Source organism: Nostoc sp. JL31 (assembly GCF_017114965.1).
Classification (GTDB): Bacteria; Cyanobacteriota; Cyanobacteriia; order Cyanobacteriales; family Nostocaceae; genus Nostoc; species Nostoc punctiforme_A.
Window position 1 is genome coordinate 43,890 of record NZ_JABXKO010000014.1, and the last position, 26,066, is coordinate 69,955.

Sequence of the window (26,066 nt, forward strand, 5' to 3'; positions counted from 1 at the left end):
TAAATTTTATCCGTGGCTCAAGCCAAATTTGGTTTGCGGCTTCCAGACTTTCTCACGACGAATTTATAGTTAATTTTTGTTAATATTAGAGGCGGTGTTAGTACTTCGTCCTCAACCACCCACTCCCTACCTGAGAGAAACTTAATGCTGCGACTAGAACATATAAGTAAAATTTATCCCACAGGCGAAGTTCTCAAAGATATCAACTGGGAAGTTAAACCAGGCGATCGCATTGGCTTAGTCGGTGTCAACGGTGCTGGAAAATCTACCCAACTCAAAATCATCTCCGGGGAAATTGAACCCACCGCAGGCGAAATTATCCGTCCTAATAGCTTACACATAGCTTACCTCAACCAAGAGTTTGAAGTAGACCCCACCCGCACCGTTAGAGAAGAATTTTGGACTGTCTTCAAAGAAGCCAACGAAGTACAGTTATCTCTGGCGCACATACCACAAGAGATGGAAACGGCTAGCCCAGAGGAATTGGATCGACTGATCGACAAGTTGGATCGGTTGCAGCGCAAATTTGAAGCCTTGGATGGCTACAACTTAGATGCACGCATCGGGAAAATTTTACCAGAGATGGGGTTTGGGCTAGAAGATGGCGATCGCCTCGTCAGTGCTTTCAGTGGTGGTTGGCAAATGCGGATGAGTTTAGGAAAAATTCTGCTGCAAAAACCCGACTTGTTGCTGCTGGATGAACCGACTAACCACCTAGATTTAGAAACCATTGAGTGGTTGGAAAATTACCTCAGAGGGCTGATTACGCCGATGGTAATAGTCTCCCATGACCGGGAGTTCCTTGACCGCCTCTGCACCCAAATTGTGGAAACAGAACGTGGCGTTTCCAGTACCTACCTTGGTAACTACTCGGCATATTTAGAACAAAAAGCCGAAAGTCAATCAGCACAACTTAGTGCTTACGAACGCCAACAGAAAGAATTAGAGAAACAGCAAACCTTTGTTGATAGATTCCGCGCCAGTGCTACCCGCAGTACCCAGGCAAAAAGCCGGGAAAAGCAACTCGACAAAATCGAGCGCATTGAAGCACCCATTGCAGGGGTAAGAACTCTACATTTCCGTTTTCCCCCTGCACCCCGCAGTGGACGCGAAGTCGTGGACATTAAAGATTTAACTCATCTTTATGGTGATAAAATCTTGTTTTTGGCAGCAAATCTATTAATTGAAAGGGGCGATCGCATTGCTTTTCTTGGCCCCAACGGTGCTGGAAAATCCACCCTTCTGCGTGTAATTATGGGGATGGAACCACCCACAGAAGGTAGTGTTCAATTAGGCGATCATAATGTTATTCCCGGTTACTTTGAGCAAAACCAAGCTGAAGCCTTGGACTTGAATAAAACTGTCATGGAAACTATCCATGATGAAGTTCCAGACTGGGATAATCAAGAAGTCCGCACGCTTTTGGGACGCTTCTTATTTACAGGTGATACCGTATTTAAGGCAGTTGGCGCATTAAGTGGAGGAGAAAAAGCTCGTTTGGCGTTGGCAAAAATGCTCCTACGTCCCGCAAACTTACTAATTCTAGATGAGCCGACAAACCACCTAGATATTCCAGCGAAGGAAATGCTGGAAGAAGCGCTCAAAAATTATGATGGTACGGCAATTGTAGTCTCTCATGACCGCTACTTTATTTCTCAAGTAGCTAACAAAATCGTCGAAATTCGTGATGGTGAATTCCGCGTCTACTTAGGAGACTATCATTACTATCTCCAGAAAATTGCCGAAGAAAAAGAACAAGCAAAGTTAGCTGCAATAGAAGCCCAAAAAGCGGCTAAGAAAGCTGCAAAAGCTTCCACAAAAAGGAAATAAAGGATTGGATAACACCTTAGTAGTAGTGCTAAAACTCTACTACTAAGTAATCACTCCTTATTAGCATTCAAAAAAATTACAGAAAAACTACTAAAAGTTAAAAACTATTTCAAAAAACTGCAAGTCCTTCGTAAAAGAAGTTAATAAGCAAAAATTCACTTGCGGCGTGGATTAGCAGTGGTATCATTCGGGTATTACAAAAAGTAAAGGGCAATTTTACTATGACCAAAGCACCTGTTGCTCCTGTGGTGCTAGTCATTTTAGACGGATGGGGCTACTGCGAAGAAACGCGAGGAAACGCCATTACTGCTGCTAAAACTCCCATCGTGGACAGTTTATGGGCCGCTTACCCGCATACCCTCATCCACACATCAGGAAAAGCCGTAGGGTTGCCAGAGGGTCAAATGGGCAACTCGGAAGTTGGTCATTTGAACATTGGTGCTGGACGAGTGGTACCGCAAGAACTTGTACGCATCTCTGATGCGGTCGAAGACGGTTCTATTGCCTTAAATCCAGCACTCGTCAAAATTTGCCAGGAAGTTCGCTCTCGGAATAGCAAGCTGCATCTAGTAGGGCTTTGTTCTGAGGGAGGGGTACATTCGCATATCACCCATCTATTCGGACTACTTGACTTAGCCAAAGACCAGCAAATTCCAGAAGTTTGTATCCACGCTATCACTGATGGTCGTGACACCGCCCCAACAGAAGGGGTAAAAGCGATCGCCCTGCTACAAGATTATATAGACCGCGCAGGAATTGGGCGCATAGTCACTCTCAGCGGTCGCTACTACGCGATGGATCGCGATCACCGCTGGGATCGGGTTAAACGCGCCTATGACGTGATGACCCAAGATGGTGTGGGTAGCGATTGCACGGCTGTAGAAGTCTTGCAAGCATCTTACGCCGAAGGGGTAAAAGATGAATTTGTCAACCCCATCCGAATTGCTCCCGGCGCAATAGAACCAGGGGATGGGGTGATATTTTTCAACTTCCGCCCCGATCGCTCCAGACAACTGACTCAAGCTTTGGTCAGTCCCACATTTAACGGTTTTGCAAGGCAGCAAATCACACCCCTGTCCTTTGTCACCTTTACGCAGTATGATTCAGACTTACCTGTGGCTGTAGCCTTTGAGCCTCAGAACCTCAGTAACATTCTGGGAGAAGTAATAGCTAATCACAGTCTGAATCAGTTCCGCACCGCCGAAACAGAAAAATACGCCCACGTCACCTATTTCTTTAATGGGGGTCTGGAGGAACCTTTTGCCGGAGAAGATCGGGAACTGGTAAGCAGCCCAATGGTAGCGACTTACGATCATGCCCCAGCGATGTCAGCAGTAGCAGTTACAGATGTTGCGATCGCAGCGATTCAAAAGGGTATATATTCCCTAGTTGTGATTAACTATGCTAACCCAGACATGGTAGGGCATACTGGTCAAATCGACGCTACCATTACAGCAATTGAAACAGTTGATCGCTGTTTGGGACGCCTACTAGAAAGCGTTATCAAAGCCGGTGGTACTACAATTATTACTGCCGATCACGGCAACGCTGAGTATATGCTAGATGAAGGGGGTAATCCCTGGACAGCTCATACTACTAACCCAGTCCCCTTAATTTTGGTAGAAGGCGAGAAAGTCAAAATCCCTGGATATGGTACAAATGTCGAACTGCGAAGCGATGGTAAGCTATCCGACATTGCCCCCACAATTCTAGAGATTTTACAGCTGCCTCAGCCACCAGAAATGACCGGGCGATCGCTGCTGAAAACAGCAGAATATGAGCTACAACGTACTCGCACTCCCGTGCAAGTAGGGCTGTAAAAGATTGCTGAGTTAGGAGTTTTAGTAAACTCCTAACTTCTGAATTCTGAATTCTGTTTTTTGAAACTTTTTATAAATGAGATTCCTACCATGACAGTTAGTAATATCGTGCAGGGCATTTGGGCATTTTCCGCCACTGGTTTGATTATCTTAGTTTTACTGCATAGCCCTAAAGGTGATGGCGTTGGTGCTATTGGCGGACAAGCCCAATTATTTAGCAGCACCAAAAGTGCAGAAAACACCTTAAACCGAATTACCTGGGCATTGACAGTAGTTTTTCTTGGTTTAACAGTAGTTTTAAGTGCTGGTTGGCTGCCTAAATAAGGATAGGTAAATGGGGAGAAGAAGCCAATATCCCATACTTAACACCTTAATAAATTTAATTTCACGACGGTTAATTACAGCTCTTGCCTTTTTTATTGGCACAGGGCTATTAATCATTTTTACTAATCTTCAGTCGAGTGATGGGTTTATAAGAATACCAAAATCTGTATATTCAGACTTAATAATCTCTCTCCCTCCATCATCTCCCCTAAAACCCCATCCCTTACCAACCACACTCGCACAGTGGCAAGATAACACTAACAGTGGTGACTACTTTTCCCAAATTACAACAACCCAAGTTGGTTATTTAGTCTGGTCACAATTTCCTATTCGAGTTTACGTAGAACCACCAAAAGCCATCAGCAAAGAACAAGCTAAAGCATGGGTTAATGGAGTCTTGCAGGGTGTACAGGAGTGGAGTACTTATTTACCTTTAACAGTAGTCGAACAGCCAGAAATTGCTGATATTACGATCGCGCGAAAAGCGCCACCTCTACAAATTTCCCCTGGTAGTAATATACCCCGTGCGCGATCGGCACAAACTACTTACGAGTTATACACCAGCAACAAAGTTTTATCCCACCGTTTCACCATCTTGTTAAGTCCCAGTCAAACAGGTGAGTATCTCATTGCAGCAGCCCGCCACGAATTCGGTCATGCGTTGGGAATTTGGGGTCATAGTCCGCTACAAACTGATGCGCTATATTTTTCTCAAGTTCGTAACCCGCCGCCTATTTCTCCCAGAGATGTAAATACTCTAAAGCGGGTTTATGAACAGCCAACTACTTTAGGATGGTCTTTAGTGGATAATTCAGCGACTTAATTTTATGGTGTTGCTGAGTTAAAATATAAATATATTTTGTTTGTGTAAAAAATCAAAATTTAAGATTAAGGCAACCAATTTTTATCCAAAATTTGCTCTAAGGTATAAGGACATGATTCAGGTAAGTTGGTTAGCTTTGTTTTAGCCTTAACATAATCTAAGGCATTGCTATAAATTCTGCTGAAATTATCCTCTAAATGTTTGCGTATACTGGTGCTTAAATCTTCATTTATTTGATTACGAAAACTAATAATTTCTGCTGCCCAATGATTAGCATTTCTTGGCTTTTCTAAATCCCAATATTGATAAAGTAATAAATGTCTAATAATCTGTTCTAATAAACTTCTTATTCGCCTTTTTTCATTTTTAGCCAAATCTTCCAATTCTTCTATTAAGTTTTCATAGTCAACGTCTGCTAATTGTCGATTTTTGAGACATTTAATAGTCTCCTCTAACCATTGCAGGTAATTGGATTCATATAATGTTTTTATATCGATGATTGCAGTCATTTTTTGATTTTTTAGCTTTAATTTACTATTATTTATTATTTCATGTTAACTAATTTATTAATTTTTGCCGATAATTGCCCAGAAAAAACATACACAGCACTGATAAGTTAAGTCAGAAGAGATCCAGCGACTCCTAAAAGAGTAACCAACCAAAAGTTCTACCCTACCGTCAGTCAGTCAATCCAAGTCTCTCGCTGTTCCCCCTGAATCGACTGTACAATTCCAAACCTTTCCTCAATTTTGCGTGGCAGAGTATGTGTCCCAAAGATGTAAACGCAAACTTCTTCTGGTTGATTTGTCAAAACACGAACTCTGGCTTCGTTATCTTGTAAACGCTCTATGCAAATAAATGCACAAATTTCAACATCTTCAGGAATCTCATATACTTCCTTGGAAAAGGTGAATCTCTTCTCTAAACTATTTGCAATTTGGTCAATAACGTTTTGTTCAGGCAATGGATTTGTGAAGCAATAAACGTATGTTCGACAGCACTTACCATCTTCTAGCTGCTCTAAGTCAGGGATATTTCTCACCTTTATCTGACTTGCGTGATACTTCATTTCGTTAACTCTAGATAGCCTTGTAAAACTGGTAAGAGAATTGTTAGTTAGGTATTTGTATTTTACCCGATCGCACTTATTGCCATCTTAAGATTTACAGTGCGATCGCACTTTATTCCCTTTCCTTACGCTCTACGACTTAGTGGTAGAGGTCGCTGTGCTAAAACTCCTTTATAAAGTTCTTCCAACAGACTAATATTTTTACTAAGGGTATAGCGGTCTAATACACGCTGTCTAGCTTTTTGCCCTAGTAGGGTTGTTAACTCTGGATGGTCTTGCAACACTGGTAAGAGGGTTTTTAATTGCGATCGCGCTGTTTTGGTACTAATAACTACACCTGCGCCCTTTTCCAATACTTCTCCATCTGCACCCACATCTGTTGCTAAACAAGCCAACCCACATGACATTCCTTCTAACAGAGATAAGGACAAACCCTCTACCAATGAAGGCAAGACGAATACATCTGCGCCGCGCAAAATTTCGATGCGTCGGTCTTCATCAGCGACAAATCCCAACCAGATAATGCCATATTCTGAACCATAAAACGGCTCTAAGGAAGACTTCAAAGGGCCATCGCCAACAATTAGCAACTTAGTACCTGGCCCCATTGCCGACTGCTTCCAAGCCCGGAGGAGGGCTTCGACATTTTTCTCTGGTGCTATTCGACCCTGATAGACAAACAAGCGTTCGGCTTTAAATTCTGTTTTGACTTGAGAAAATCCTGGAGAATACTTAACTGTATCAACACCGTTGGGAATTACGGCAATATTTTCTTCCCTTACACCCATCCCTGCCAATAATTCTCGCTGAATTTGGGAAAATACAATCACGCGATCGTAGTTAACTAAAAAAGGCGCGTAGAGCTGATAAGCCAAAAGTTGTGTTCCCGATACCAGCTTTGCCCCCTTGCCAGCAAACGGTGTGTGAAAAGTGGCAACTAGGGGCAACCTCAGTTCCTCACAGATTTCCGGTAGAAAAAAGTCTAGAGGAGATAAAGTCAAGGAAGCATGGACTACATCTGGTTTGATTTCCCGCAGTGAATCGGTTAAAACTTTGGTGGCTTTAAAAGTGGGAATTGTGTAAACCTGCGACTTGTAAATGAAAGGTAGAGAAACCTCTCGAAGATTTGGCCAATTATCAGGTTCAGACTCTTCCTGGGCGAAGTGAAGAAAGCTAACTTGATGTCCCCTATCTAGCAAGGCATTTGTAATTTCTCGACTGTAGGTAACATTGCCGCAAAAGGGTGATTTTTTTCCAATCCAGGCTATACGCATTCTTTATTTAGCTGTAAGAAAAGCGGGTTTAATCTATTACTTGGTGTCCTTGGTGATTTTCCTTTTATCTAGCTATACTTGCTGGGTTTTTTATTTATTAAAAATTTCCAAGACTTTCTACTAGTTTAAAAAGCTTATTGTCAGCTGATTAAACCAGTGGATTGATGGCTTTATTTATTTTAGTTATAAGTTGTTAATTTCTGATATTTCAACAACTTATTCCGACTAATGTCAGATTCATATCCGGCAAGTATGTGATAAATTTTCACTGACCACAGTTTACCATGAACGCAAAAGCTTTAAGTAAATATTAATTACCTCAAGGTAATGAATAATAACTCCTGTTAGCTGATAACTACTTGTGCGAGTTATACCAGGTTAATATACCTCCTGAAAAGACGATCGCAGCTAATCCTAAAAAAACTACCTGTAATCCCAGAAAGGTTTCTGCGACACCAGCTAATGCTAAAGGTAAGGAGAGGGCAATATTAATTACATTGTTCTGCAAGCCAAAAACTTTACCACGCATTTCTGGAGGTGTTTCTGTTTGGATTGCTGTTTGCATAGGAATTCCCACTAGCGCCCCAAAGATACCTAATAGCGCCACCAGTAACAAGACTAGCCACAGTTGAGTTGTAAATACTGATAGACCAATTAGGGATGCTGCCATACCCATACAACCACACAGACTTAGCTGAGTATAGGAGAAGCGTTGACCAAATTGACCGAGAATTGTTGCCCCACCAGCGATGCCAACACCACCAGCTGCTAGTAAAAAGCCGAACTGGGAAGCTTTCATGTTGGGAATTATTTCTGCCATCCGAACGGCTAGAACAGTTAATGCTGCAAAGACAGAAAACAAGATAATTAGCTGAAGCAAAGCATTGCGGACGCGATGATTTGCTTTGAGATAGGCAAAACCGTCTCGTAAGTCAGAAAATACGTGAGGGAATTCTGTATCGGGATGGTGGTGTTTTTCCTTAGTTGCCAGAAGGAACAAAACTAGTCCAGCGATCGCATAACTACCACCTACTAAAAGTTCTTTGCCTAAACTACCGCTACCACCAATTTGCGACCAAAGTCCATCTGCGATCGCTAACAAGGGTTCTCCAACGGCAAACCCAACAATCACCGATGCCATCATCGTTGTTGTGTACAGCGAATTGGCCGAGAGTAAATGCTGTTCTTCGACTACTAAGGGAATTGCCGCCTGTTCTGCCGGAGCAAAAAACTGTGTCAAAGTCGAAACCAAAAAAGTCACACCCAAGATGATTACAAAACCCACTGGCAGCAATCCTATGGGTTTCCAATCATGAGTCAACCACAGCAGGAAGGGAATTGACAAAACTAGGATGCCGCGCCAAATATTCGTTGCTACCAGTACAGCCTTTTTCGACCAGCGATCGACAAACACACCAGCAACGGAACCAAACAATACGGCTGGAATAGTAAAAGCCATCATCAAGACTGATACCCAACCACTAATACTCTGATTACTTCCTTGAAACTGAGTATTAATCAAGGCAATCATCAAGACCAAATAAACTTTATCTGCTAGTTGAGAGAAAACTTGACCGCCCCAAAGAGCCAAGAAATTAGGATTTTTTAATACAGGTAAAAATCCTAGCTGTTTTACATTCCCTGCAATAGCTTCTCCACCTGAACCAGACCCATCTAATTTTGGTAATTCTTTTTCTGGAATAGTGGCTACTGGCAAATTATGCCCATTGCAAGCGCCATTGCTATCTACCTCAGTAGTGGTTAATTTATCCTCTGATTGTGTTTCTGATTGGCTTGGAAGATCAGTTTTTGGGATCTCCTCTGTCCAACTTTGATCGTTTTGAGAAACGTCTTTTGGGGACATTTCTTGGCCATTTATTTGACTAGGTGTACACTTGGGAACAGCACTCAAGTGATTCCTGACTATAGGATCTGATACCCTATTCTGTTTTTTGGCGAGGCTAGGTGACAAAGGCAGGATTTTTTTATCCAAATCAGACGGTTGCATCATGGTTGGCAGCAAAATAAGAGTCGATCAAGGTAGCAGAGCGAATAGGGCGACCTAATTGATACTGAGCATACTGGCGCAAAATCTGCTCAACAGATAACCAGTCATGATCTCTAGCACCATCAATTTGCATTATCTCTGGTTGTGACAGATGTTGAAGCAAAGTCAGTTCCATAGCACTTAGACGGCAAGAAATCACAGGTATTTCTTGCCGATGCACAACAACTGTTTGGGCATTGGGGAGCCAGTGCGTTGCGGAGGTTCCCGACGAGCGAGTACTCGCTAACGCTGCGCTATCCGTTGAAGCAACTGGCGCTATTGGGAATGGGGCATGGGGCACAGGGAATTGGTCATTAATCTCCCCCTGCTCCTCTGCTCCTCTGCTCCTCTGCGCCTCTGCCCTCATCTCCTTTTCCTGTTTTCGTAAACGTTCCCTAGCTTCTAAGGAAACCGTTCCACCCGCAGGGATGCTAAATCCTACCTGCCAGTTGGGGTCTGTGAAGTCTGGCTTCAGGGAACGTTGAGATAGACAACAGATTTGCACTTGTGGCGTCAGCCCTGCTAAGGCTAAAAGGTGAAATACACCATGAGCCAGATGAGCTAAAACACCAGATGGATTTGCACTAGACACCGCCTCTAAGCGATGGAGATGTTCATTGAACAAATCATAAAGTTCTTCTTGGGGTTGTTCGCTCAAAGCTTCACACAGAACTATTTCTGCTAAATATTGACTGGCAGCCAGTTTTCCCAAATCTTTAGCTAAACCAGGATAAGTTTTTAATGTCTGTGCTTGAGTAATTTTATCAAGCGATCGCCCTTTGGCAATCAATAGTTCATTCACAACGAACATTCCACTCCTACCGCCCAGGCTGGAGTTGTGCTTACGTGACCCTGGAGCCACGGCTCGAATTAGACCGAATTCTCGTGTCAAAATCGTCACTATTTTATCCGATTCTCCTAGCGCCTGGGTTTTAAGATTAATACCAGTTGCTTTGTAGGTTCTACTCATTAGTCACTAGTCATTAGTAGTTATTTAGTCATTAGTCATTGGTCAAGGGTCATTAGAATAGGACAAATGACATAGACACTTCTGCGGCTTCCCGCAGGGTAGGACAAATGACATAGACGCTTCTGCGGCTTCCCGCAGGGTAGGACAAATGACTATTCACCCTTTCCCAGGTTATCGCGCTGACGGATCAAATCCATACCGCGAGATGTGCCTAATCTAGTAGCACCCGCTACGATTAAGTCTAGGGCTTGATTGATAGTGTGGATACCACCTGAAGCCTTAATTCCCACCCTTTCTTTTGCCAATTCCTGCAAAAGTCGTACATCTGCCACTGTGGCACCACCATTCCAACCAGTACTGGTTTTTAAGAATGCTGCTCCCGCCTCCATAGCGATTTCAGCAGCTATTTTTTTCTCTGCATCTGTCAACAGGTTAGTTTCCAAAATCACCTTGACCGTTTGCCCAGTCTCTTCACAAATTTCGGCAATTTCCCGGTGGACTTCTTCAGTTTTGCCAGCTTTCAACCACCCCAAGTTCATGACTACATCCAACTCAGTGGCCCCACTATCCGCCGCTTCTTGAGCTTCGTACAATTTCACGGCTGAAGTCGTTGCACCAGAAGGAAAACCAATCACCGTACAGACTTTGGGGTTTTTACCGTGGAGGAGTTCTACTGCTTGCTTAACATTCGCGGGGAACAGACAAACCGCCGCAAAGTTGAATCTATATGCTTCTTCACACCATTGCTCAACCTGCTCTGGAGTAGCCGTTGGCATTAACAGGGAGTGATCGATGAATGGCGCAATATCAATGTCTGGATAGTCTGCTGCCATCGTGTCTTCTGCCAGTGATTGATTATTAAACTTTATAAAAAATTAAAACATTTCTTATATATATATTAAACCACATTTATTACGAGTTTATCCTGAAAACAATCTGCTGAGTTGTCTTGAATATCAGCTTTACAGATATCCCGCAATTACTACAAGTATTTAAGTTGACATTAAGTAGTAATAAGGTTAGGAAGGTAAAATCTTCTTGGCAAGAATATTTATTTGCCAAAAAATTTTCCCTTAATTATCCGAAAAACAAGAAAATGCTTAATGACACGGTATGGTTTACAGAAATATCAAATGGCAAATTTCGCATCAACAGCAGAGCTATCTACAGAAATTTATCTTCTGAGATAGTGACTAAATTAGCTCAAAACTTATCGGTTAGTGAGATTTTAGACTGGATCAAAAACGAAACAATTAAAGCTTTTAGAGAAAAGTACTCACAGAATCCCCAAGTCGGCGCTCTCAACAAGGCGATAGGAGGATGGAACGAGTTAATAGCAACTAGCTTATTGTCTGAAATTATCTTTGATCTTAATAAAGAAACTGGTATGTGTATTGCGGCTTTTTCTATGCCTAATTCAAAATTACAATTAGAAGGAATCGATGAAGCATATTCAAATTTTTTAAACTTATTTACCAAAGATAATTTTGCTAATATAAATAATTCTTTATCAAAAATTCAACCATTTAAAGACAAAATTTTTATGCCTCAGTCCAGACTACATTATAGTTGTTATTGAAAATAAGGTAATTATGCCCAGAATAAACTCACTTTTACAGCAACAGGCAATAAATCCAGATAGTTTAGTACTCTATAATTTTTTGAAGGGAAAACTACATATAGAAGAAGTTAAAGCAGCAGTTTCTCTCAAAACTTCAAATCGTCCAGATAGGCGTTATCAGCCTTTATTTGAAGCAGCTATGATTAAAGCTATTGCTTATGTATTACAGCAAAACTGGAAATACTACATGGTTGTCAGTGAGCTAACCCCTGCTGATAGAAGAATATTTAGTACAGCAATTGCACCTCATAGTGTGGCACTAGAACAGACTTTTCATCTGGTAGATGGTACATACCCATATACAAGGAAGGCAGATTTGGTGCCGTTAGTTGCAGCGGCTATTGAACATTACTGAGTTCTATAGCTTTAACTAAAAATCAATGGTAACTCCAATTGTTGAATTTCATTTTCAGAATGGTATTCTTTAGTTATTAAGAAGTCAAAAATAGTTTTAGCTAGCGCCTTCGATGCCAAATATGGAACACCATTTCCAATAGTTTTAAACATATTAGTGAGCGACATATTCTCTGGAAGTACAAAATTTTCAGGTAAGGATTGTATGGCTAAAGCTTCCGCCACAGATATTCGCCGGATTTGATAAGGATGCAAATGTACTTCATTATTTCCATAGCAAGCTGTCGGAGAGTAACGCCATCTGTGCAGACGCTTGAAAGATTTTTTAGAATCATCTCCTTCATCAATAGCAGCAAATTTTGTGATACCTGCTCTTGGTTGAAAACAGTTTTCAGCATTGGGGTGCTGAAGCACATTATTTTTTCTAAACCAGTATTCAACTGTTAATTCTTGAGGGATGCCATCAGGACAAGGAATGATGGAATTTTCTTGGAATGGATCACACTTACGCCAAGGGTAAGCGAAAACATTTTCTTGAGGATATAAAATATAATTTTTCCAAGGAAAACATATCTCAGTTAGTAACTTTTCAGTACAGAATTTTATCCCTATATCCTTAAGAAAATTATTTTTGAAACCTATTAGAATAATTCTTTCTCTATCCTGGGGTACACCGTACTCGATAGCATTGATTAACCGCTCTGTCAATATATAGCCAGCTTCTTGTAATTGTTGCTTGAGCGATTCAAAAAATAAACGGTGTTTTGTCGTTTTCCATAACCCCTTAACGTTCTCAAATAAAAAGAAATCAGGAAGATTGCGGCAAATTAATTCAACGTAAGAAGCGGAAAGCTTGCCATTATCTCCTAAACGTCCTCTATTTTTTCCACCAATAGAAAAATCAGGACAAGGAGGCCCACCGATGAAACCAATTATATTGTGAGATTTGCGGCAGTCTTTGACTAATTCTTGAAGGTGTTGTGCTTCTTTTCCGACAATAAGATTTGTGACATCTGCTGCTTCACCGTGATGATATCCATATTCAGGCGATCGCATTTTCAAAACTTCCCGTGAATGGCGATAGGCGGCGATGAATGGGGCGAAGATTTCATTTACATAAACAATATTAAAACCGCTGGTTTCAAAACCTAAATCTAGCAAACCGGAACCAGCAAAAAAAGAGAAAATACAAGGGCGATCGCTCATGGAATGACTAGTAAGCTCAAAAAGTATTTATTAATATTCAGATTCTAGGAAAATAGGTTATGTCCGTAACTTCTAGGAAGAATTAGTACTAACTATCTAAATTTAGGCTTAAGGGTTGACAAAACCTAATATACTTACTTAGGTTTTCTACGTAAGTACCAATCAAAAATGAACAATTTAAAGACTGCTTAAATAGTAAAAAAATTTCACAGTTTCTCTAAGTATTTCATCTCAAAGTTTACTCAATCTTTAAGGAAAATCCCTGACAGAAAAAGAGTCTGGAGTCACAATTAAATATAGGGGTTTCCAAGCCCAAATGATATTGCAGACAAATATTTGTCATTAAATAAAAAACCGGCGTACTTCAGACTAAATTTTTATGCGGATTTTAATTTACTCCTACAACTACTATCCAGAGCCAATTGGTATTGCCCCTCTGATGACTGAATTAGCAGAGGGACTAGTGAAACGTGGGCATGAAGTGCGCGTAGTTACTGCCATGCCTAACTACCCTGAGCGGCAAATTTACCAGGAATATCGGGGCAAGTGGTATGTCAACGAATACAAAAATGGCGTTCAAATTCAACGCAGTTACGTTTGGATTCGTCCACAACCAAACCTATTAGATAGGGTGTTACTAGATGCTAGTTTCGTCGTCACTAGTTTTCTACCCGCCCTCATCGGTTGGCGTCCAGACGTAATTCTCTCAACATCGCCATCATTGCCAAGTTGTGTACCAGTTGCGCTTTTAGGATGGTTACGTGCTTGTCCTGTAATCTTAAATCTACAAGATATATTACCAGAAGCAGCCGTCCACGTCGGTCTGCTGAAAAATAAATTACTCATCCAGTTGTTTACATTATTGGAAAAATTTGCCTACCGCAGCGCCAGTAAAATTAGCGTCATCGCCGATGGGTTTGTGGAGAATTTGCGAGCTAAGGGCGTAGAAGCTCACAAAATTGTGCAAATTCCCAACTGGGTTGATGTAAATTTTATCCGCCCTTTGCCTAAAGAAAATAACCCTTTCCGCGCAGCACATAATCTGAATGGCAAATTTGTAGTCCTTTATTCTGGTAACATTGCTTTAACTCAAGGTTTAGAAAGCGTCGTCAAAGCTGCTTCTGTATTGCGCCATATCCCAGATATTGTCTTTGTCATCGTTGGAGAGGCAAAAGGTTTACAGCGATTGCAACAGGAATGTCTAAACTGCGGCGCAGATAATGTCTTGCTACTGCCATTTCAACCCCGCAAAGATTTGCCACAAATGTTGGCAGCTGCGGATGTTGGCTTAGTGGTGCAAAAGAAAAATGTTGTATCTTTCAATATGCCATCAAAAATTCAAGTGCTACTTGCTAGTGGAGGGGCCTTAGTTGCCTCTGTCCCCGACAATGGTACAGCAGCAAGAGCCATCAGGCAAAGTGGCGGCGGAGTTATCGTTCCTCCAGAAGATCCCCAAGCTTTAGCAATGGCAATTTTAGATTTGTACCAAAATCTCGAAAAAGTCAAAACTCTGGGTTACAAAAGTCGCCAATATGCCGTTGAACAATATGCTTTTGAGCAAGCTTTAAATCAGTATGAGTCATTATGTTACTCATTGACAGCAGAACGCAGAGCAATTCAGTCTAGAGGCATAGTTACGAAACAAGAAGTTTAATCTTTGCAGAAAAGTTATGTTGCATCTGTAAAAATTACAATTATGCCCTCATATCTAAGTAGTAAGAGATTTTGAGGGTAGCTAATTTTACTATTAAAAATATAGCGATAGACAAGAAGGTTTTCAGGTGCATTGTTGAACTAAAAATTTCACGGCTTCACTTCATTCCAACCGTGGACAATTAATTATAAAGTACTTAACAATACTAGTGTTTGTACGTATAAAAATCGCACTTTTGCTAGACCAGTCATCAGTATGCTGTGTTGTATCCTAATTTTTAGCAGACAGTATAAAGCGTAGATGTATAGTGACCTGCGAATTACTAGCTTTACATTACTATGCTGTTTGATGAATCTGTGATTATTTTCGCTGTCAATTCTTGCTGAAAAGCTATTGGTTGATTTATCGCTGCACAATAACCATCAGCAATCAACTGTTGGGGATATCGAAATCTAAACAGCCAATTATCAAACTCGGCCCATAGACACCTGTTTTTTTGTTAGTATTCAAAAAAACCTATTGACACATTTGTCAGATCAATTGTTTGTTGTTTGTAAGTAAATGTCAACAATTGTTTCAAAAGGAAGAAAGCACCTGAGGTTTAATGACTGATTATTTCCAAGGAAATTTCCCATTGCAATCTGTCCCACTGACGAAGAGTGCGGTAATAAGCCACGGCCAAACCGAAGAGGCGAGCGAAAAATTAGCTGCAACGATCGCTGTTGCAGCCTCAGACCGCAAAGCAGGTGAGATTTTATTGCTCAAAGTAGCAGAGGTATCTTACCTGGCTGATTACTTTGTGATGATGACTGGCTATTCTAGGGCACAGGTCAGGGCGATCGCTCAAGCAATTGAAGGAAAAGTCGAAACTGAGTTGCAACGCCGTCCCTTAAGGACAGAAGGAAAAGTTGAGGGGAGTTGGGTACTACAAGACTACGGTGATGTGATCGTTCATATCATGATGCCCAAGGAACGGGAGTTTTATAATTTAGAAGCGTTCTGGATTCATGCAGAACGTATTTCCCTTCCAGAATCTGATGAAGGTGAGGGTAAGCCAACATGATTAGGTCTTCGGTTTCTAATTGCCCAGTTCCTACAGACCAACAACCACTCAATGAATACGAAGAGTTAAAAACTTCCTGGCTGTTTCGTGATACTACTTTAGATTGGCGCGAGTATATCACGAAACTCGTTTGGATTTGGGGTTTATCTTGGCTCTTCGCAGGACCGATAGCTGCGGCAAGTTTTCCACCTCACAAGTATATTGCACATTTTATTCTTTGTGGTTCAGCCGGAGCGAGTGTCGGGTTAGTGCTGATACTGGTAAGATTGTACTTAGGCTGGTTCTACGTGTGCGATCGCCTTTGTAGTCCCACAGTATTTTATGAAGAGTCCGGCTGGTACGATGGTCAAACTTGGACTAAACCAGAGGAAGTTCTCAACCGCGATCGCTTAATTGTTGCATACGAAATTAAACCCATTCTGCGGCGGTTACAATTTACCTTCGCTGGCTTGGCGGGAATGTACGTTACTGGTACTATAGTTTGGCATTTGTTTTAAAAAGTTATTAGTCATTGGTCATTAGTCATTAGCTAAGGACTAATGATCAATGACTAATGACTAATTTAATTAAAAAAGGTAATAAATATAAACCCATGACAATGGGAAAACGAACTCAAGCCGCAGCACTGGAAGTCCGGTTGCTGCGGGAAGGTATTATTGAATCCAGGCATATAGTTCAAGCTGTTGTCTGCGACGAACGAGGACGGGTTCTAACCGTTGCCGGAAATTCTGAAACTGCTGCATTTATCCGTTCAGCGCTCAAACCATTTCAGGCACTCGCAGTCACCACCACAGGTACACTGGAACGCTATCAACTTAGCGATCGCGACTTAGCAATTATCACAAGTTCCCACAAAGGAAGAATCGATCAAGTCCGACAAGTATTTAATATCCTTTGGCGGGCCGATCTAGATCCAACTATACTCCAGTGTCCAATTCCTGAAGGCAAACGGAGTCCTCTGGAATACAATTGCTCTGGAAAACATGCGGGAATGTTAGCTGTTTGTCAGCAACGCCATTGGCCATTGAATAACTACTTGGATCGCAAGCATCCAATACAGCAATTGATTTTGGGCAAAGTAGCAGAGTTGCTGCGAATGCCAGCAGCAGAATTTATCAGCGCTCATGATGACTGTGGCGCACCAACTTATCTGATGCAACTCGGTCACATGGCATCTTTATATGCACTGTTAGCCTCTAGTACCAACTTGGATATGGAGCGGATTGTCCGTGCTATGACTCATCACCCCGCAATGGTCGCAGGAGATGGAGAATTTGATACGGAACTAATGCGCTTAACTCCAGGAGAACTAGTCAGCAAAACTGGTGCTGAAGGAGTGCAGTGCATTGGTAGACTCGGTGAAGGCTTGGGATTGGCAATCAAAGTCATGGATGGGGCAAAACGTGCAAAATACGCCGTGGCTATTCACTTACTCCAGCAAATGGGTTGGATTAGTCCCAGCGCCGCCGAAAGCCTCTCAGAAAAGTTTGTCACCTTGGGAAAATACAAGCGTTTAGAAGTAATTGGAGAATTATCGTTTTTGTAGTTGCCAAACTCTCGACTATAGGTTATTATAAATAAGTCGAGAGCAACGCGGGATAGAGCAGCCTGGTAGCTCGTCGGGCTCATAACCCGAAGGTCAGTGGTTCAAATCCACTTCCCGCCACCACATAAAATATAAAACAAAACCCTACAATCAGTAAAGATTGCAGGGTTTTGTTTTATTTTGATCTATTCTGGAAGAAATAGCCATCCAAAAAGCGCGGAGAATCATGGTTGTGAAGTTGCAGCGACCAATTTTAGTGGGAGGATTGGGACTTTCCTTTTCCCTGTGGATGTTGGACAGTTGGCACGATTCTATAGTGCAGGTGGGTGAGTTCGGTTTGTTGAGTGCCTTAGCTGTAGGTGGTGGTTTGTGGTTATTCCAGCAAAAGCGCCCTAAAAACAGTTTAGAGCAGCTAGATGGTATGGTGGTGGATCGAGCGACTGTGGAAAGTGCGATCGCTAAAACTGAAACTGTAATTAACCAGCTGGCACAAGAAGCAGAAAACCACACAGCATTAGAGACACTCAGAGAACAAGTTGCCCAATTGTTGTTGGAGTTAGACAGGCAAGAAATTAAAGTTGCTGTAACTGGCGGTAAATCCGTGGGTAAAAGCACTTTAATTCAAGTGCTACAAAATCTAGAGACACAAAATTTCGTATCTCTACAAGAGACACCACCTTTATTTAGAGAAGTGGGTGAAAACTCAGATGCGGCTATTTTGGCAGAAGTAGCAAAATCTGATTTCGTTCTATTTCTGACAAATGGTGATTTGACAGACTCAGAATTTCAAACCTTACAGCAGCTAAAAGCAGCAAATCAGCCTAATATGCTGGTTTTTAACAAACAAGATCGGTATTTAGCCGATGAAAGCGCCAGCATTTTGCTGTCATTAAAACAGCGGATGCAGGGAAATGTAGTTGCAACTGCGGCCTCTCCAATTCCCATCAAAGTCCGAAAGCATGAGGCTGATGGTGCTGTGCAAGAGTGGATGGAACAACCAGCAGCAGATATCCAGCAGTTGACGCAACAGTTGGGTGAATTGGTACAACCGGGACAACGGCTAGTTTGGCTAACAACCATGAGAAAAGCCGGGTTGTTGAAAGCTGAGGCTAAAAACTGGCTGAATGGAACCAGACGTGATCGCGCCACCCCAATTATTGAACAATATCAATGGATAGCTGCTGCCGCTGCCTTTGCTAACCCTGTACCAGCCTTTGATATTCTAGCAACTGCGGCAATTAATGCTCAAATGGTAATGGATTTGGGTAATATCTATCAGCAAAAATTTTCCCTAGAACAAGCACAAACCGTAGCTGGAACAATGGGAAGTTTGATGCTGAAATTGGGTTTAGTTGAACTTTCTACAAAGGCTATTAGTACTGTTCTGAAAAGTAATGCCGTTACCTTTGTGGCTGGTGGCGTAGTGCAGGGAGTAAGTGCAGCTTATCTGACTAGAGTTGCAGGGTTAAGTCTAGTTGAGTATTTCCAACAGCAGGAAATAGCCATAGATTCTGGAACTGGTTTGAATTTGGAGAATTTGCGGCAAACATTGCAAAAGGTATTTCAGCAAAATCAGCAGATTGGTTTTTTGCAGGGGTTTGTTAAGCAAGGCATGAAGCGTTTGTTGCCAGAGGTGCAGCAGGTTGAAGCAGTTAGTGTTCAGAAGGCGATGGGATAATCTCATACACAGGATTACTAAATTTTAGATTTTGAATTTTGGATTTTGGATTGAATGATTCAAAATCCAAAATTTTTTTCAAACCCTGATTTTAATAGAGGATAAAAATACATAAACATCTTTGTTTGAAAAAAGAGGATTGATCCGTGGGATCAGTCTAAAATCTCAAAACCAAAATTGGCTGAACTTGCGTGGTGCTGTAAGTCAACCTAAAATTTACCCAAGCCCATAATAGGCTTGGGTGTATTTAAGAATATCGTGAGAGTTGCGAGTTCTCAAAAAATTGTGAATAAGGATAATTAGCTAAACAGCACCACTGTTTCTATTAAACAGAATAGCTATAGTTTTGAAAATTAGCTTTAAATCGTACACTAAACTCCAATTTTTTTGATACTGCAAATCCAGACGAATTACATCTTCAAAACTACGGACTGTAGAACGTCCATTTACTTGCCATTCGCCAGTCATACCGGGTTTTACATCTAAACGTTGCCACTCTGGTACTTCATAGCGTTCGACTTCATCGGGTGTAGGTGGTCGGGTGCCTACTAAACTCATCTCTCCTTTGAGGACGTTCCAAAATTGGGGTAATTCATCAAGACTAGTTCGCCGTAACAAGCGCCCTATCTTAGTAATTCTGGGGTCATTCTCATTTTTGAAAAAAGCACCTTGCACTTGGTTTTTAACTTGGGATTTCTTCGCTTCCGCATCCACACACATAGAGCGGAATTTCCAAATCTTAAACCGCTTACCCATCCAACCACAACGAATTTGACTAAAGAAGATGGGACCGGGATCATTAATTTGAATAGCGATCGCAATCGGAATAAACAAAATTCCTGTAATTAATAAACCAATCACTGACCCAACAATATCTAAGAACCGTTTCATCCAAGATGCCATAGAAGGGTGAGTAGTGGGTAACTGCTCTACTTTACGGGAAGTTGTCTTCCGATTATCTACTACGTCATCTTGTTCTATTAACGACCCATCCTCCACAAGCTCTAGAGGAAAAACCTGATCCAAGCCTGTGAGTTTTAGAACTGCCATGACTTGAGGCGTTACATTCCGCAGTGTTAATGTAATACCCTGAGCCTGAGCATATTTAAAATTACTTACCAGGGCACCTAAACCACTACTATCGATAAAAGTAGTTTGGTGAAAGTCAATGATGATTTGCTTGGGATATGAATTGGGCCCAATTAAGCCTTGGCAGGTTTGCTTAAAGCCTAAAGCCTCCAGCACGCTCAACCGCGTCGGCACCTGCACTATAGCAATGTCGTTTAGGGAATTAACTGGAAAATCGACCTCTGTCGGTTGGCTAGTCATGAAGCTCTGCACTTTCGTTGCCATGTATAATGTAATATGCCAAACATTAGTTTGTCCTACAAAATTACTTAACCTAATATCGGAATTAGTGGTAATCAGGACTAACTGCTATTTATTGGGGCTGAGATTGGAGATCGCTAGCGACGATTCACAATAGAACAAGAAGCCAAAAAACATCCTTGCTGTTGTGCCGACGCAGCGCGATCGCGTTGCTCTCATCAAATGATTGCTAAAAATACGGTTACACCTACCGCACGCCTGATTGAGGTCTTTTCTGCCATTCAAGGGGAAGGATTGAATGTAGGGACACGTCAGATATTTATTCGTTTTGCTTTGTGTGATTTGCGCTGTCACTTTTGCGATAGTGCCCACACGTGGAGTGCACCTACAACTTGTCGGATAGAGCGATCGCCTGGATTGCGCGACTTTGAAATCCACTCTAACCCCGTCCCATTACCCATATTAATCGAATGGGTGGAACAGCAAAATCTGCCTTGTCTACACGATAGCATTAGCTTAACTGGCGGCGAACCACTTCTTCATGCCTCATTTCTAACGCAGTTTCTACCCCAAGTGCGAGCCATAACTGGTCTACCTATATACTTAGAAACCGGCGGACATCGCCCAGAACAACTAGCAATGATTATCCCATACTTAGACTCTGTAGGTATGGATTTAAAACTGCCCAGTGTTAGTGGCGAAAGTCATTGGCAAGAACATAGTAAATTTCTCCAGTTATGTTATGACTCATATTTAAATGTTTTTGTCAAGATAATTGTGTCTCAAAACACAGATCCTGCCGAGTTGGAACGTTCAGCTTCGTTGGTGGCAGAGGTTAGTCCAGATATCTCAGTATTTTTACAACCTGTTACGCCTTTGGCAGTATCAGAACAATTTTCTCCAGTACCTGTACTTGCGCCTTCCAGCGATCAAGTTTTGACATGGCAAGCTTTGATGAAGGGGTTTGTCAAGCACGTGCGCGTGATCCCCCAGACGCATAAAATGCTGAACCAGTTGTAAAATTTTAGTTTGATAAAGATGTAGTCAAGAAAAAAGTAAGATTTTATGAAATGGTGATTGGGCTGTTGCCGCTAATTAGGGAGGCAGTAGCCCCTTTACTAGCAGCAGGGCTGATTCATTCCATTTCAAACAGAATTTGTCAAGATGGTGAGGGAGAAAATTGTAAGTAAGGGTGACGATGAGATGAACATTTAAGCACTTAAATACCAGTAAAATAGTTCATTTTATCGGCAGAATGAGAAGAAAATAATCAATTTTTAATTGCTAGAACCCTTGATTTTTAAAGCTCTTTGGGGAATGAAACAGCTTTGCCCCTCCCCTTACTAGGCAGTCTAATGAGCCAAATCAAAAGACCACTAATGAGGCTTTATTACGTAAAATCTTGCCTCCCTGACTCGGAGAGAAACTTGAACTAAAGTTCAAGGCAGGCAGAGGTTCGTCAAACTCAAATTGATTTAGGTATTTCGGGGGTAGGCAATACCCACCCAACCTAATTTTTGGTTGCTATAGTGCGCCCTCATCTGGAGCTTTGGATTTAGCTTTTGCCTTATTGGCACTGCGTTTGAGGGCAGAGAGTCTTGCTTCGTATCTCGATCGTTGGCGCTTACTAGGAGTATTATCAATCAGGGTTTTCAAGGCGCTACCGAGACTCTTGTAGGCATTGGGGAGGCTATAACCAAAACGAGTTGCTAAAGCGATCGCTTTCTCATCAGCATTGAGCAATTCTCTTAGTTGCTTTTCCCCATTATTCTTTTGGTACAGTCGCCAGCCTGACACGCCACAAAGCGACAAAGCTAACACCAGCAGCAATCCATCTTGTACCCACAATTCCCCTACAGCACCACCTAAACCAATGGCTAGTGCTGCCATTTCCCAACCATCTTTAGGAATTGTGTCATTTTGAACGCGAGCAACCTCATGCCAGAACAGCAGATTACGCTGATCCATTGCGAGGGCATCCCATTTCACCAAATCAATTTGAATTTCTACCTGGTCTTTACCAATTTCTTCGCAGCGAACCAGGGGTGGATTGACCTCAGTTGTGCCTTCAACCGTGACCCAGCTTTGCAGTTCTGGTGGTAGTAAGGCTTTCAACCGCCGGAGTTCGCTCATTTCCGCTTTGGCAGAGGAGGTTGCATAGGATGTCATAATATCCAGCCCCAGAAAATTTCAGTATATAGTGAGGGTATCACTTTGGAGTATAGCTATTTAAGTGATGATCCGTCTCACTCACTAGGAAAACTTCCTCGCTTTTTTCGCGCTTCCATTGCTTTTTCTAGTAAATCTAACAATCCTGGGGCTTCTTCTTGGATACTGAGTAATAGTCTTTCCCCAAGTTCTATATTCCCCGGATCGACACCTGTTGCCATCACTTCTTTTAGGCGAGGTATTGCTATGCCATCCACAATCTGAATTAATCCACTCAGACAACGGTGAAATTGTTTTTCTGTGAGAATCGAGTCTTCTAAAGGAAACTCAATAATGGCACGAATTTCACCATCGGATGGGTCATACTCCCATTGCAACATTTTGGTTTCCCAGGAAATGGCAAGCATTGTTTGGAGTATAGCTGCCTTGTGAGGATGCTCTTGGATTCCTCCCAGAACTTGAGGGGCAAATACCCGAAAAAATTTTCCTTCTTCATCCAGTTGGACAACTATTAGGAAATCTTCTAGGTTATCAGCCTCCACACCTGTTATAATTCGGTCTTCCTCATCATCAAAACGGTAGTCCCAACCAAGGTTGTCTAAATAGTTGGCAATCTGTTTGAGGTTAGCTCCCATAAAAGCCTCATAAGGAACGTGGAGCAGTTGTTACCAGACCTAGTTTAACCTGCTAGGGGTAGTTGTTTGGGTTGGTGTGGATACTTCTAATCCCATAGAAGTATGCAATTAGGTTATTGGGCATGAATTATGGGGCATAGGGCATTGAAGATAAGAAAAATAGACGAGCATTCGGCGCTATGAATGATATTTTTTGAATGACTATTGCTCATTATTAAAGAAGCAACAATTACTATTTTTCCAATTTTAGCCAGTGAAGGATATAGCACTAAATCGCTTAAATTTTAATATTATTTTAGAGTGTGAATCAATTTATTACTATTGAAAGCTGAAGCCAAGTTTAAATAATTTTTACATAGCATCTGAGGCTTTTGAAAATATACCTAAAGGCTTCTAATACTGCTTTTAAAAGCTAATAAATATAGCATATAGACTGATACATTTTTATATTAAAATCAACAAATTATTTTCACGAAACAATTGTAGTGAAAAATACATTCTTGATTGTCGAGTAGCAATGAAATTTCTGCGTAAATCAGCATAAATCCTAGCGATCGCACCTCTAGCTTTTGTTATAAATTTTCTAAAACCTCTGCGTTACTTTGCGCCTCTCTGCGTTTATATATTTATAGAGAATTGAAACTTATAAAATATCAAAAAGATGGAACTGCGACATCTGCGCTACTTTATTGCTGTCGCTGAAGAACTGCACTTCAGTAGAGCCGCCGAGCGACTGCACATCGCTCAACCGCCCTTAAGCCAGCAAATTCACCAACTAGAGGTGCAATTGGGAGTAGAACTATTTCACCGCAAAACCAAACGACAGGTGCAACTAACAGAAGCAGGGCAAGTTTTTTTGCAAGAAGCTTATCAACTTTTAGCTCAACTCCAAAAAGCAATTGAGCTAACCCAAAAAATGGGAAGAGGTGAAAAGGGATTACTGCGAATTGGGTTTACCAGCTTGGCAACTTATGATTTGCTTCCTGTAATTTTGCGGCAATTTAGAGAGAAGTTTCCAGAAGTAGAGTTGGTATTGCAGGAATTAACCACAACTCAGCAGGAGCAAGCGCTACAGAATCGGCACATCCATATAGGTTTTGCCCATCCACCTTTAGAAGACAACACACTCAATCAAGAATGTATTCAGCAAGAAGCTTTAATTGTGGCTATGTTGGAAACTCATCCCTTAGCTGAACAAGAAAAGATTTCAGTGCGATCGTTAGTAAACGAAAACTTTATTATGTTCCCTCGCCATTTGGGTCCCGGACTTTACGACCAAATCGTAAGTCTCTGTCAGCAAGGAAACTTCAGCCCAAAAGTGACTCAAGAAGCGATTCAGATGCAGACGATTATCGGATTAGTTTCAGCCGGAATGGGGCTTGCGATCGCACCGTCTTCATTGCAAAATCTTCAGAGAACTGGTGTAGTTTATCGTATTCTAGAGGAAAAAACACCATTAGTAGAAACGGCCATAGTGTGGCGGGAAGAAGATATGACACCTGTACTAAGGGAATTTCTACAAGTTGTCAGGAGTATCTGTTGAGGAATGACGACCATTTTTTCATGAAGAGGCTATGTAAATACGAGTTAGCTTTATTTTTGCCAATCAACTTATTTCGTTAAAACAGGTTTTGCTACGTTGTCAATAGTATTCTTAAGTAAAAAAATTAATATTTGAAGCAACTAGGAAAAATAGAGGAAGAATAATGAACGATCGCTATAGTATGGTAATTCAATGGTCAGATGAGGATAATTGCTACTTAGTACACTTACCGTAATTCCCTTGGCAGCAATTCCACACTCATGGGAAGACTTATGAAGAAGCTGCTAAACATGGGCAAGAGGTCATTGAATCTCTGATTCAATGGTATAAAGAGCAAGGAAAAACTTTGCCAGAGCCAATTACTTTTCCTCATAAACCGTTAAAAGTTGCTTAAATCTTTTTAAGATACTCTGCATAAGTAGGGCGATCGCTATTCTTGAATATCAAATACATCTCAATATTATAAATCGTATAAAGTTTTAAACCATATTAAAAATGTCTGCGCCTTTGGATGTTGAGGATTCAGAATTTTATACTTTATAGCTTGATGCAGTTGTCTTCCTGGTTCTTCTTGCCATGCTAGCCAACTGTAAATTTTAGCTTTATCAAAATAAGAATCTTTGAATGATGCTCCTTTGTTTTTTGCTTCTTGTGCTACTTCCTGAGCATATTGCCAAATAGTTTCGGCTTCATCTTTAATCATATAAGCGAAAAAAGTCTCTAACATACCTCTTGTTTGGTTATCTGGCATAATCCAGATACCAAACTTAATGCCATTGTTTGTAACATGGATAAGTCCTGTCTCTGATATTTCTTCAGGAATATCAGGTATACTTGGCAAACAAGCATTTCTTATACTTATCCAGCGTACAGATAAATCTTCATCTGCGTCTATTATCACGCCTAAATGAGTGAGTCCTGATGCTCGTAATTCAGTAGATATAAGGTTTGCATCAATATTTTCGTAACCACCACAATCTTCTATTAATACAATCGCTTCCTTTTTTTTATCACCCCAACGAATTCCATTTTTTTCTATTAATTCTGGTATAACTCGCAAATCGTCCTGTCCTTCTACTAACAGTTTCTTGGCTACATAACCTTTTACCAT

General features: G+C 41.4%; 24 protein-coding genes, 1 tRNA gene and 1 pseudogene. 15 read left to right on the forward strand and 11 right to left on the reverse strand.

The features are described 5' to 3' along the window. The first annotated feature begins 144 nt into the window (after positions 1–144). The 4 genes from HWQ43_RS01370 (at position 145) to HWQ43_RS01385 (ending at position 4,797) form a co-directional block, all read left to right on the forward strand. The gene (locus HWQ43_RS01370) at positions 145–1,830 is read left to right on the forward strand and encodes an ABC-F family ATP-binding cassette domain-containing protein (protein WP_292729167.1); all 1,686 of its coding nucleotides are present in this window, start codon (positions 145–147) and stop codon (positions 1,828–1,830) included. A gap of 221 nt (positions 1,831–2,051) precedes the next feature. Further along, positions 2,052–3,650: a 2,3-bisphosphoglycerate-independent phosphoglycerate mutase gene (gpmI, locus tag HWQ43_RS01375; RefSeq protein WP_292729169.1), complete on the forward strand. Its 1,599-nt coding sequence runs from the start codon at positions 2,052–2,054 to the stop codon at positions 3,648–3,650. Between the two features lie 90 nt (positions 3,651–3,740). Beyond that, positions 3,741–3,974 carry a preprotein translocase subunit SecG gene (gene secG / locus HWQ43_RS01380; RefSeq protein WP_099101249.1) on the forward strand — a complete coding sequence of 78 codons (234 nt, stop codon included), beginning with the start codon at positions 3,741–3,743 and terminating at the stop codon, positions 3,972–3,974. Between the two features lie 10 nt (positions 3,975–3,984). Next, the gene (locus HWQ43_RS01385; protein ID WP_292729174.1) at positions 3,985–4,797 is read left to right on the forward strand and encodes a peptidase; all 813 of its coding nucleotides are present in this window, start codon (positions 3,985–3,987) and stop codon (positions 4,795–4,797) included. 65 nt (positions 4,798–4,862) lie between these two features. Here the strand turns inward: HWQ43_RS01385 and HWQ43_RS01390 are convergent, their stop codons facing one another. The 6 genes from HWQ43_RS01390 to deoC all read right to left on the reverse strand — a co-directional run bounded on the left by HWQ43_RS01390 (position 4,863) and on the right by deoC (position 10,990). Further along, the gene (locus HWQ43_RS01390) at positions 4,863–5,306 is read right to left on the reverse strand and encodes a DUF29 domain-containing protein (RefSeq protein WP_292729177.1); all 444 of its coding nucleotides are present in this window, start codon (positions 5,304–5,306) and stop codon (positions 4,863–4,865) included. A 173-nt stretch (positions 5,307–5,479) separates the two neighbouring features. Continuing rightward, complete coding sequence (locus tag HWQ43_RS01395; RefSeq protein WP_292729180.1) at positions 5,480–5,866, reverse strand: hypothetical protein; 387 nt, start codon at positions 5,864–5,866, stop codon at positions 5,480–5,482. A 125-nt stretch (positions 5,867–5,991) separates the two neighbouring features. After that, the gene (locus HWQ43_RS01400) at positions 5,992–7,140 is read right to left on the reverse strand and encodes a glycosyltransferase family 4 protein (protein WP_292729182.1); all 1,149 of its coding nucleotides are present in this window, start codon (positions 7,138–7,140) and stop codon (positions 5,992–5,994) included. 355 nt (positions 7,141–7,495) lie between these two features. Next, the gene (locus tag HWQ43_RS01405; protein WP_292729644.1) at positions 7,496–9,148 is read right to left on the reverse strand and encodes an MFS transporter; all 1,653 of its coding nucleotides are present in this window, start codon (positions 9,146–9,148) and stop codon (positions 7,496–7,498) included. Continuing rightward, positions 9,135–10,157 carry a DNA repair protein RecO gene (recO, locus tag HWQ43_RS01410; protein ID WP_292729184.1) on the reverse strand — a complete coding sequence of 341 codons (1,023 nt, stop codon included), beginning with the start codon at positions 10,155–10,157 and terminating at the stop codon, positions 9,135–9,137. Before recO ends, HWQ43_RS01405 begins: the two co-directional genes overlap by 14 nt. A gap of 152 nt (positions 10,158–10,309) precedes the next feature. After that, on the reverse strand, positions 10,310–10,990 hold the full coding sequence (gene deoC / locus HWQ43_RS01415; RefSeq protein ID WP_292729187.1) for a deoxyribose-phosphate aldolase: 681 nt from the start codon (positions 10,988–10,990) through the stop codon (positions 10,310–10,312). A gap of 116 nt (positions 10,991–11,106) precedes the next feature. On the opposite strand from deoC, the gene HWQ43_RS01420 reads away from it, so the two are divergent. Together HWQ43_RS01420 and HWQ43_RS01425 are read left to right on the forward strand one after the other, a co-directional pair. Next, positions 11,107–11,736 (forward strand): Cfr10I/Bse634I family restriction endonuclease, encoded by a 630-nt coding sequence (locus tag HWQ43_RS01420; RefSeq protein WP_292729189.1) that lies wholly within the window; start codon positions 11,107–11,109, stop codon positions 11,734–11,736. A 13-nt stretch (positions 11,737–11,749) separates the two neighbouring features. Continuing rightward, entirely contained in the window at positions 11,750–12,133 is a 384-nt protein-coding gene (locus HWQ43_RS01425; RefSeq protein ID WP_292729191.1) for a Cfr10I/Bse634I family restriction endonuclease, read from the forward strand. Between the two features lie 11 nt (positions 12,134–12,144). Here the strand turns inward: HWQ43_RS01425 and HWQ43_RS01430 are convergent, their stop codons facing one another. Continuing rightward, positions 12,145–13,338 (reverse strand): DNA cytosine methyltransferase, encoded by a 1,194-nt coding sequence (locus tag HWQ43_RS01430; protein ID WP_292729195.1) that lies wholly within the window; start codon positions 13,336–13,338, stop codon positions 12,145–12,147. Positions 13,339–13,717: 379 nt separating this feature from the next. On the opposite strand from HWQ43_RS01430, the gene HWQ43_RS01435 reads away from it, so the two are divergent. The 6 genes from HWQ43_RS01435 (at position 13,718) to HWQ43_RS01460 (ending at position 19,279) form a co-directional block, all read left to right on the forward strand. After that, entirely contained in the window at positions 13,718–14,992 is a 1,275-nt protein-coding gene (locus HWQ43_RS01435) for a glycosyltransferase family 4 protein (protein WP_292729198.1), read from the forward strand. Positions 14,993–15,596: 604 nt separating this feature from the next. Next, positions 15,597–16,055, forward strand: a complete 459-nt coding sequence (gene rsfS, locus HWQ43_RS01440; protein ID WP_094349127.1) for a ribosome silencing factor — start codon at positions 15,597–15,599, stop codon at positions 16,053–16,055. Then, positions 16,052–16,552 carry a CGLD27 family protein gene (locus HWQ43_RS01445; RefSeq protein ID WP_292729202.1) on the forward strand — a complete coding sequence of 167 codons (501 nt, stop codon included), beginning with the start codon at positions 16,052–16,054 and terminating at the stop codon, positions 16,550–16,552. The genes rsfS and HWQ43_RS01445 overlap by 4 nt, the downstream gene beginning before the upstream one ends. A gap of 95 nt (positions 16,553–16,647) precedes the next feature. Next, positions 16,648–17,601 (forward strand): asparaginase, encoded by a 954-nt coding sequence (locus HWQ43_RS01450; RefSeq protein ID WP_292729647.1) that lies wholly within the window; start codon positions 16,648–16,650, stop codon positions 17,599–17,601. 46 nt (positions 17,602–17,647) lie between these two features. Further along, a tRNA-Met gene (locus HWQ43_RS01455) sits at positions 17,648–17,724 on the forward strand. Between the two features lie 103 nt (positions 17,725–17,827). Then, positions 17,828–19,279: a YcjF family protein gene (locus HWQ43_RS01460; protein ID WP_292729205.1), complete on the forward strand. Its 1,452-nt coding sequence runs from the start codon at positions 17,828–17,830 to the stop codon at positions 19,277–19,279. A 303-nt stretch (positions 19,280–19,582) separates the two neighbouring features. Here HWQ43_RS01460 and HWQ43_RS01465 read toward each other — a convergent pair whose 3' ends face one another. Continuing rightward, entirely contained in the window at positions 19,583–20,632 is a 1,050-nt protein-coding gene (locus tag HWQ43_RS01465; protein ID WP_292729207.1) for a sugar transferase, read from the reverse strand. Positions 20,633–20,830: 198 nt separating this feature from the next. On the opposite strand from HWQ43_RS01465, the gene HWQ43_RS01470 reads away from it, so the two are divergent. Further along, positions 20,831–21,628, forward strand: a complete 798-nt coding sequence (locus HWQ43_RS01470) for a 7-carboxy-7-deazaguanine synthase QueE (RefSeq protein WP_292729210.1) — start codon at positions 20,831–20,833, stop codon at positions 21,626–21,628. 504 nt (positions 21,629–22,132) lie between these two features. On the opposite strand, the gene HWQ43_RS01475 is transcribed toward HWQ43_RS01470, so the two are convergent. Together HWQ43_RS01475 and HWQ43_RS01480 are read right to left on the reverse strand one after the other, a co-directional pair. Then, positions 22,133–22,777 carry a DUF3318 domain-containing protein gene (locus HWQ43_RS01475; RefSeq protein WP_292729213.1) on the reverse strand — a complete coding sequence of 215 codons (645 nt, stop codon included), beginning with the start codon at positions 22,775–22,777 and terminating at the stop codon, positions 22,133–22,135. Between the two features lie 77 nt (positions 22,778–22,854). Next, the gene (locus tag HWQ43_RS01480) at positions 22,855–23,412 is read right to left on the reverse strand and encodes a hypothetical protein (protein ID WP_292729217.1); all 558 of its coding nucleotides are present in this window, start codon (positions 23,410–23,412) and stop codon (positions 22,855–22,857) included. Between the two features lie 661 nt (positions 23,413–24,073). On the opposite strand from HWQ43_RS01480, the gene HWQ43_RS01485 reads away from it, so the two are divergent. Both HWQ43_RS01485 and HWQ43_RS01490 read left to right on the forward strand, forming a co-directional pair. Beyond that, on the forward strand, positions 24,074–24,955 hold the full coding sequence (locus HWQ43_RS01485) for a LysR family transcriptional regulator (protein ID WP_292729219.1): 882 nt from the start codon (positions 24,074–24,076) through the stop codon (positions 24,953–24,955). Positions 24,956–25,118: 163 nt separating this feature from the next. Continuing rightward, positions 25,119–25,349, forward strand: a pseudogene (locus HWQ43_RS01490) (type II toxin-antitoxin system HicB family antitoxin). Between the two features lie 66 nt (positions 25,350–25,415). Here HWQ43_RS01490 and HWQ43_RS01495 read toward each other — a convergent pair. After that, positions 25,416–26,066 (reverse strand): DUF3226 domain-containing protein, encoded by a 651-nt coding sequence (locus HWQ43_RS01495; RefSeq protein WP_292729222.1) that lies wholly within the window; start codon positions 26,064–26,066, stop codon positions 25,416–25,418.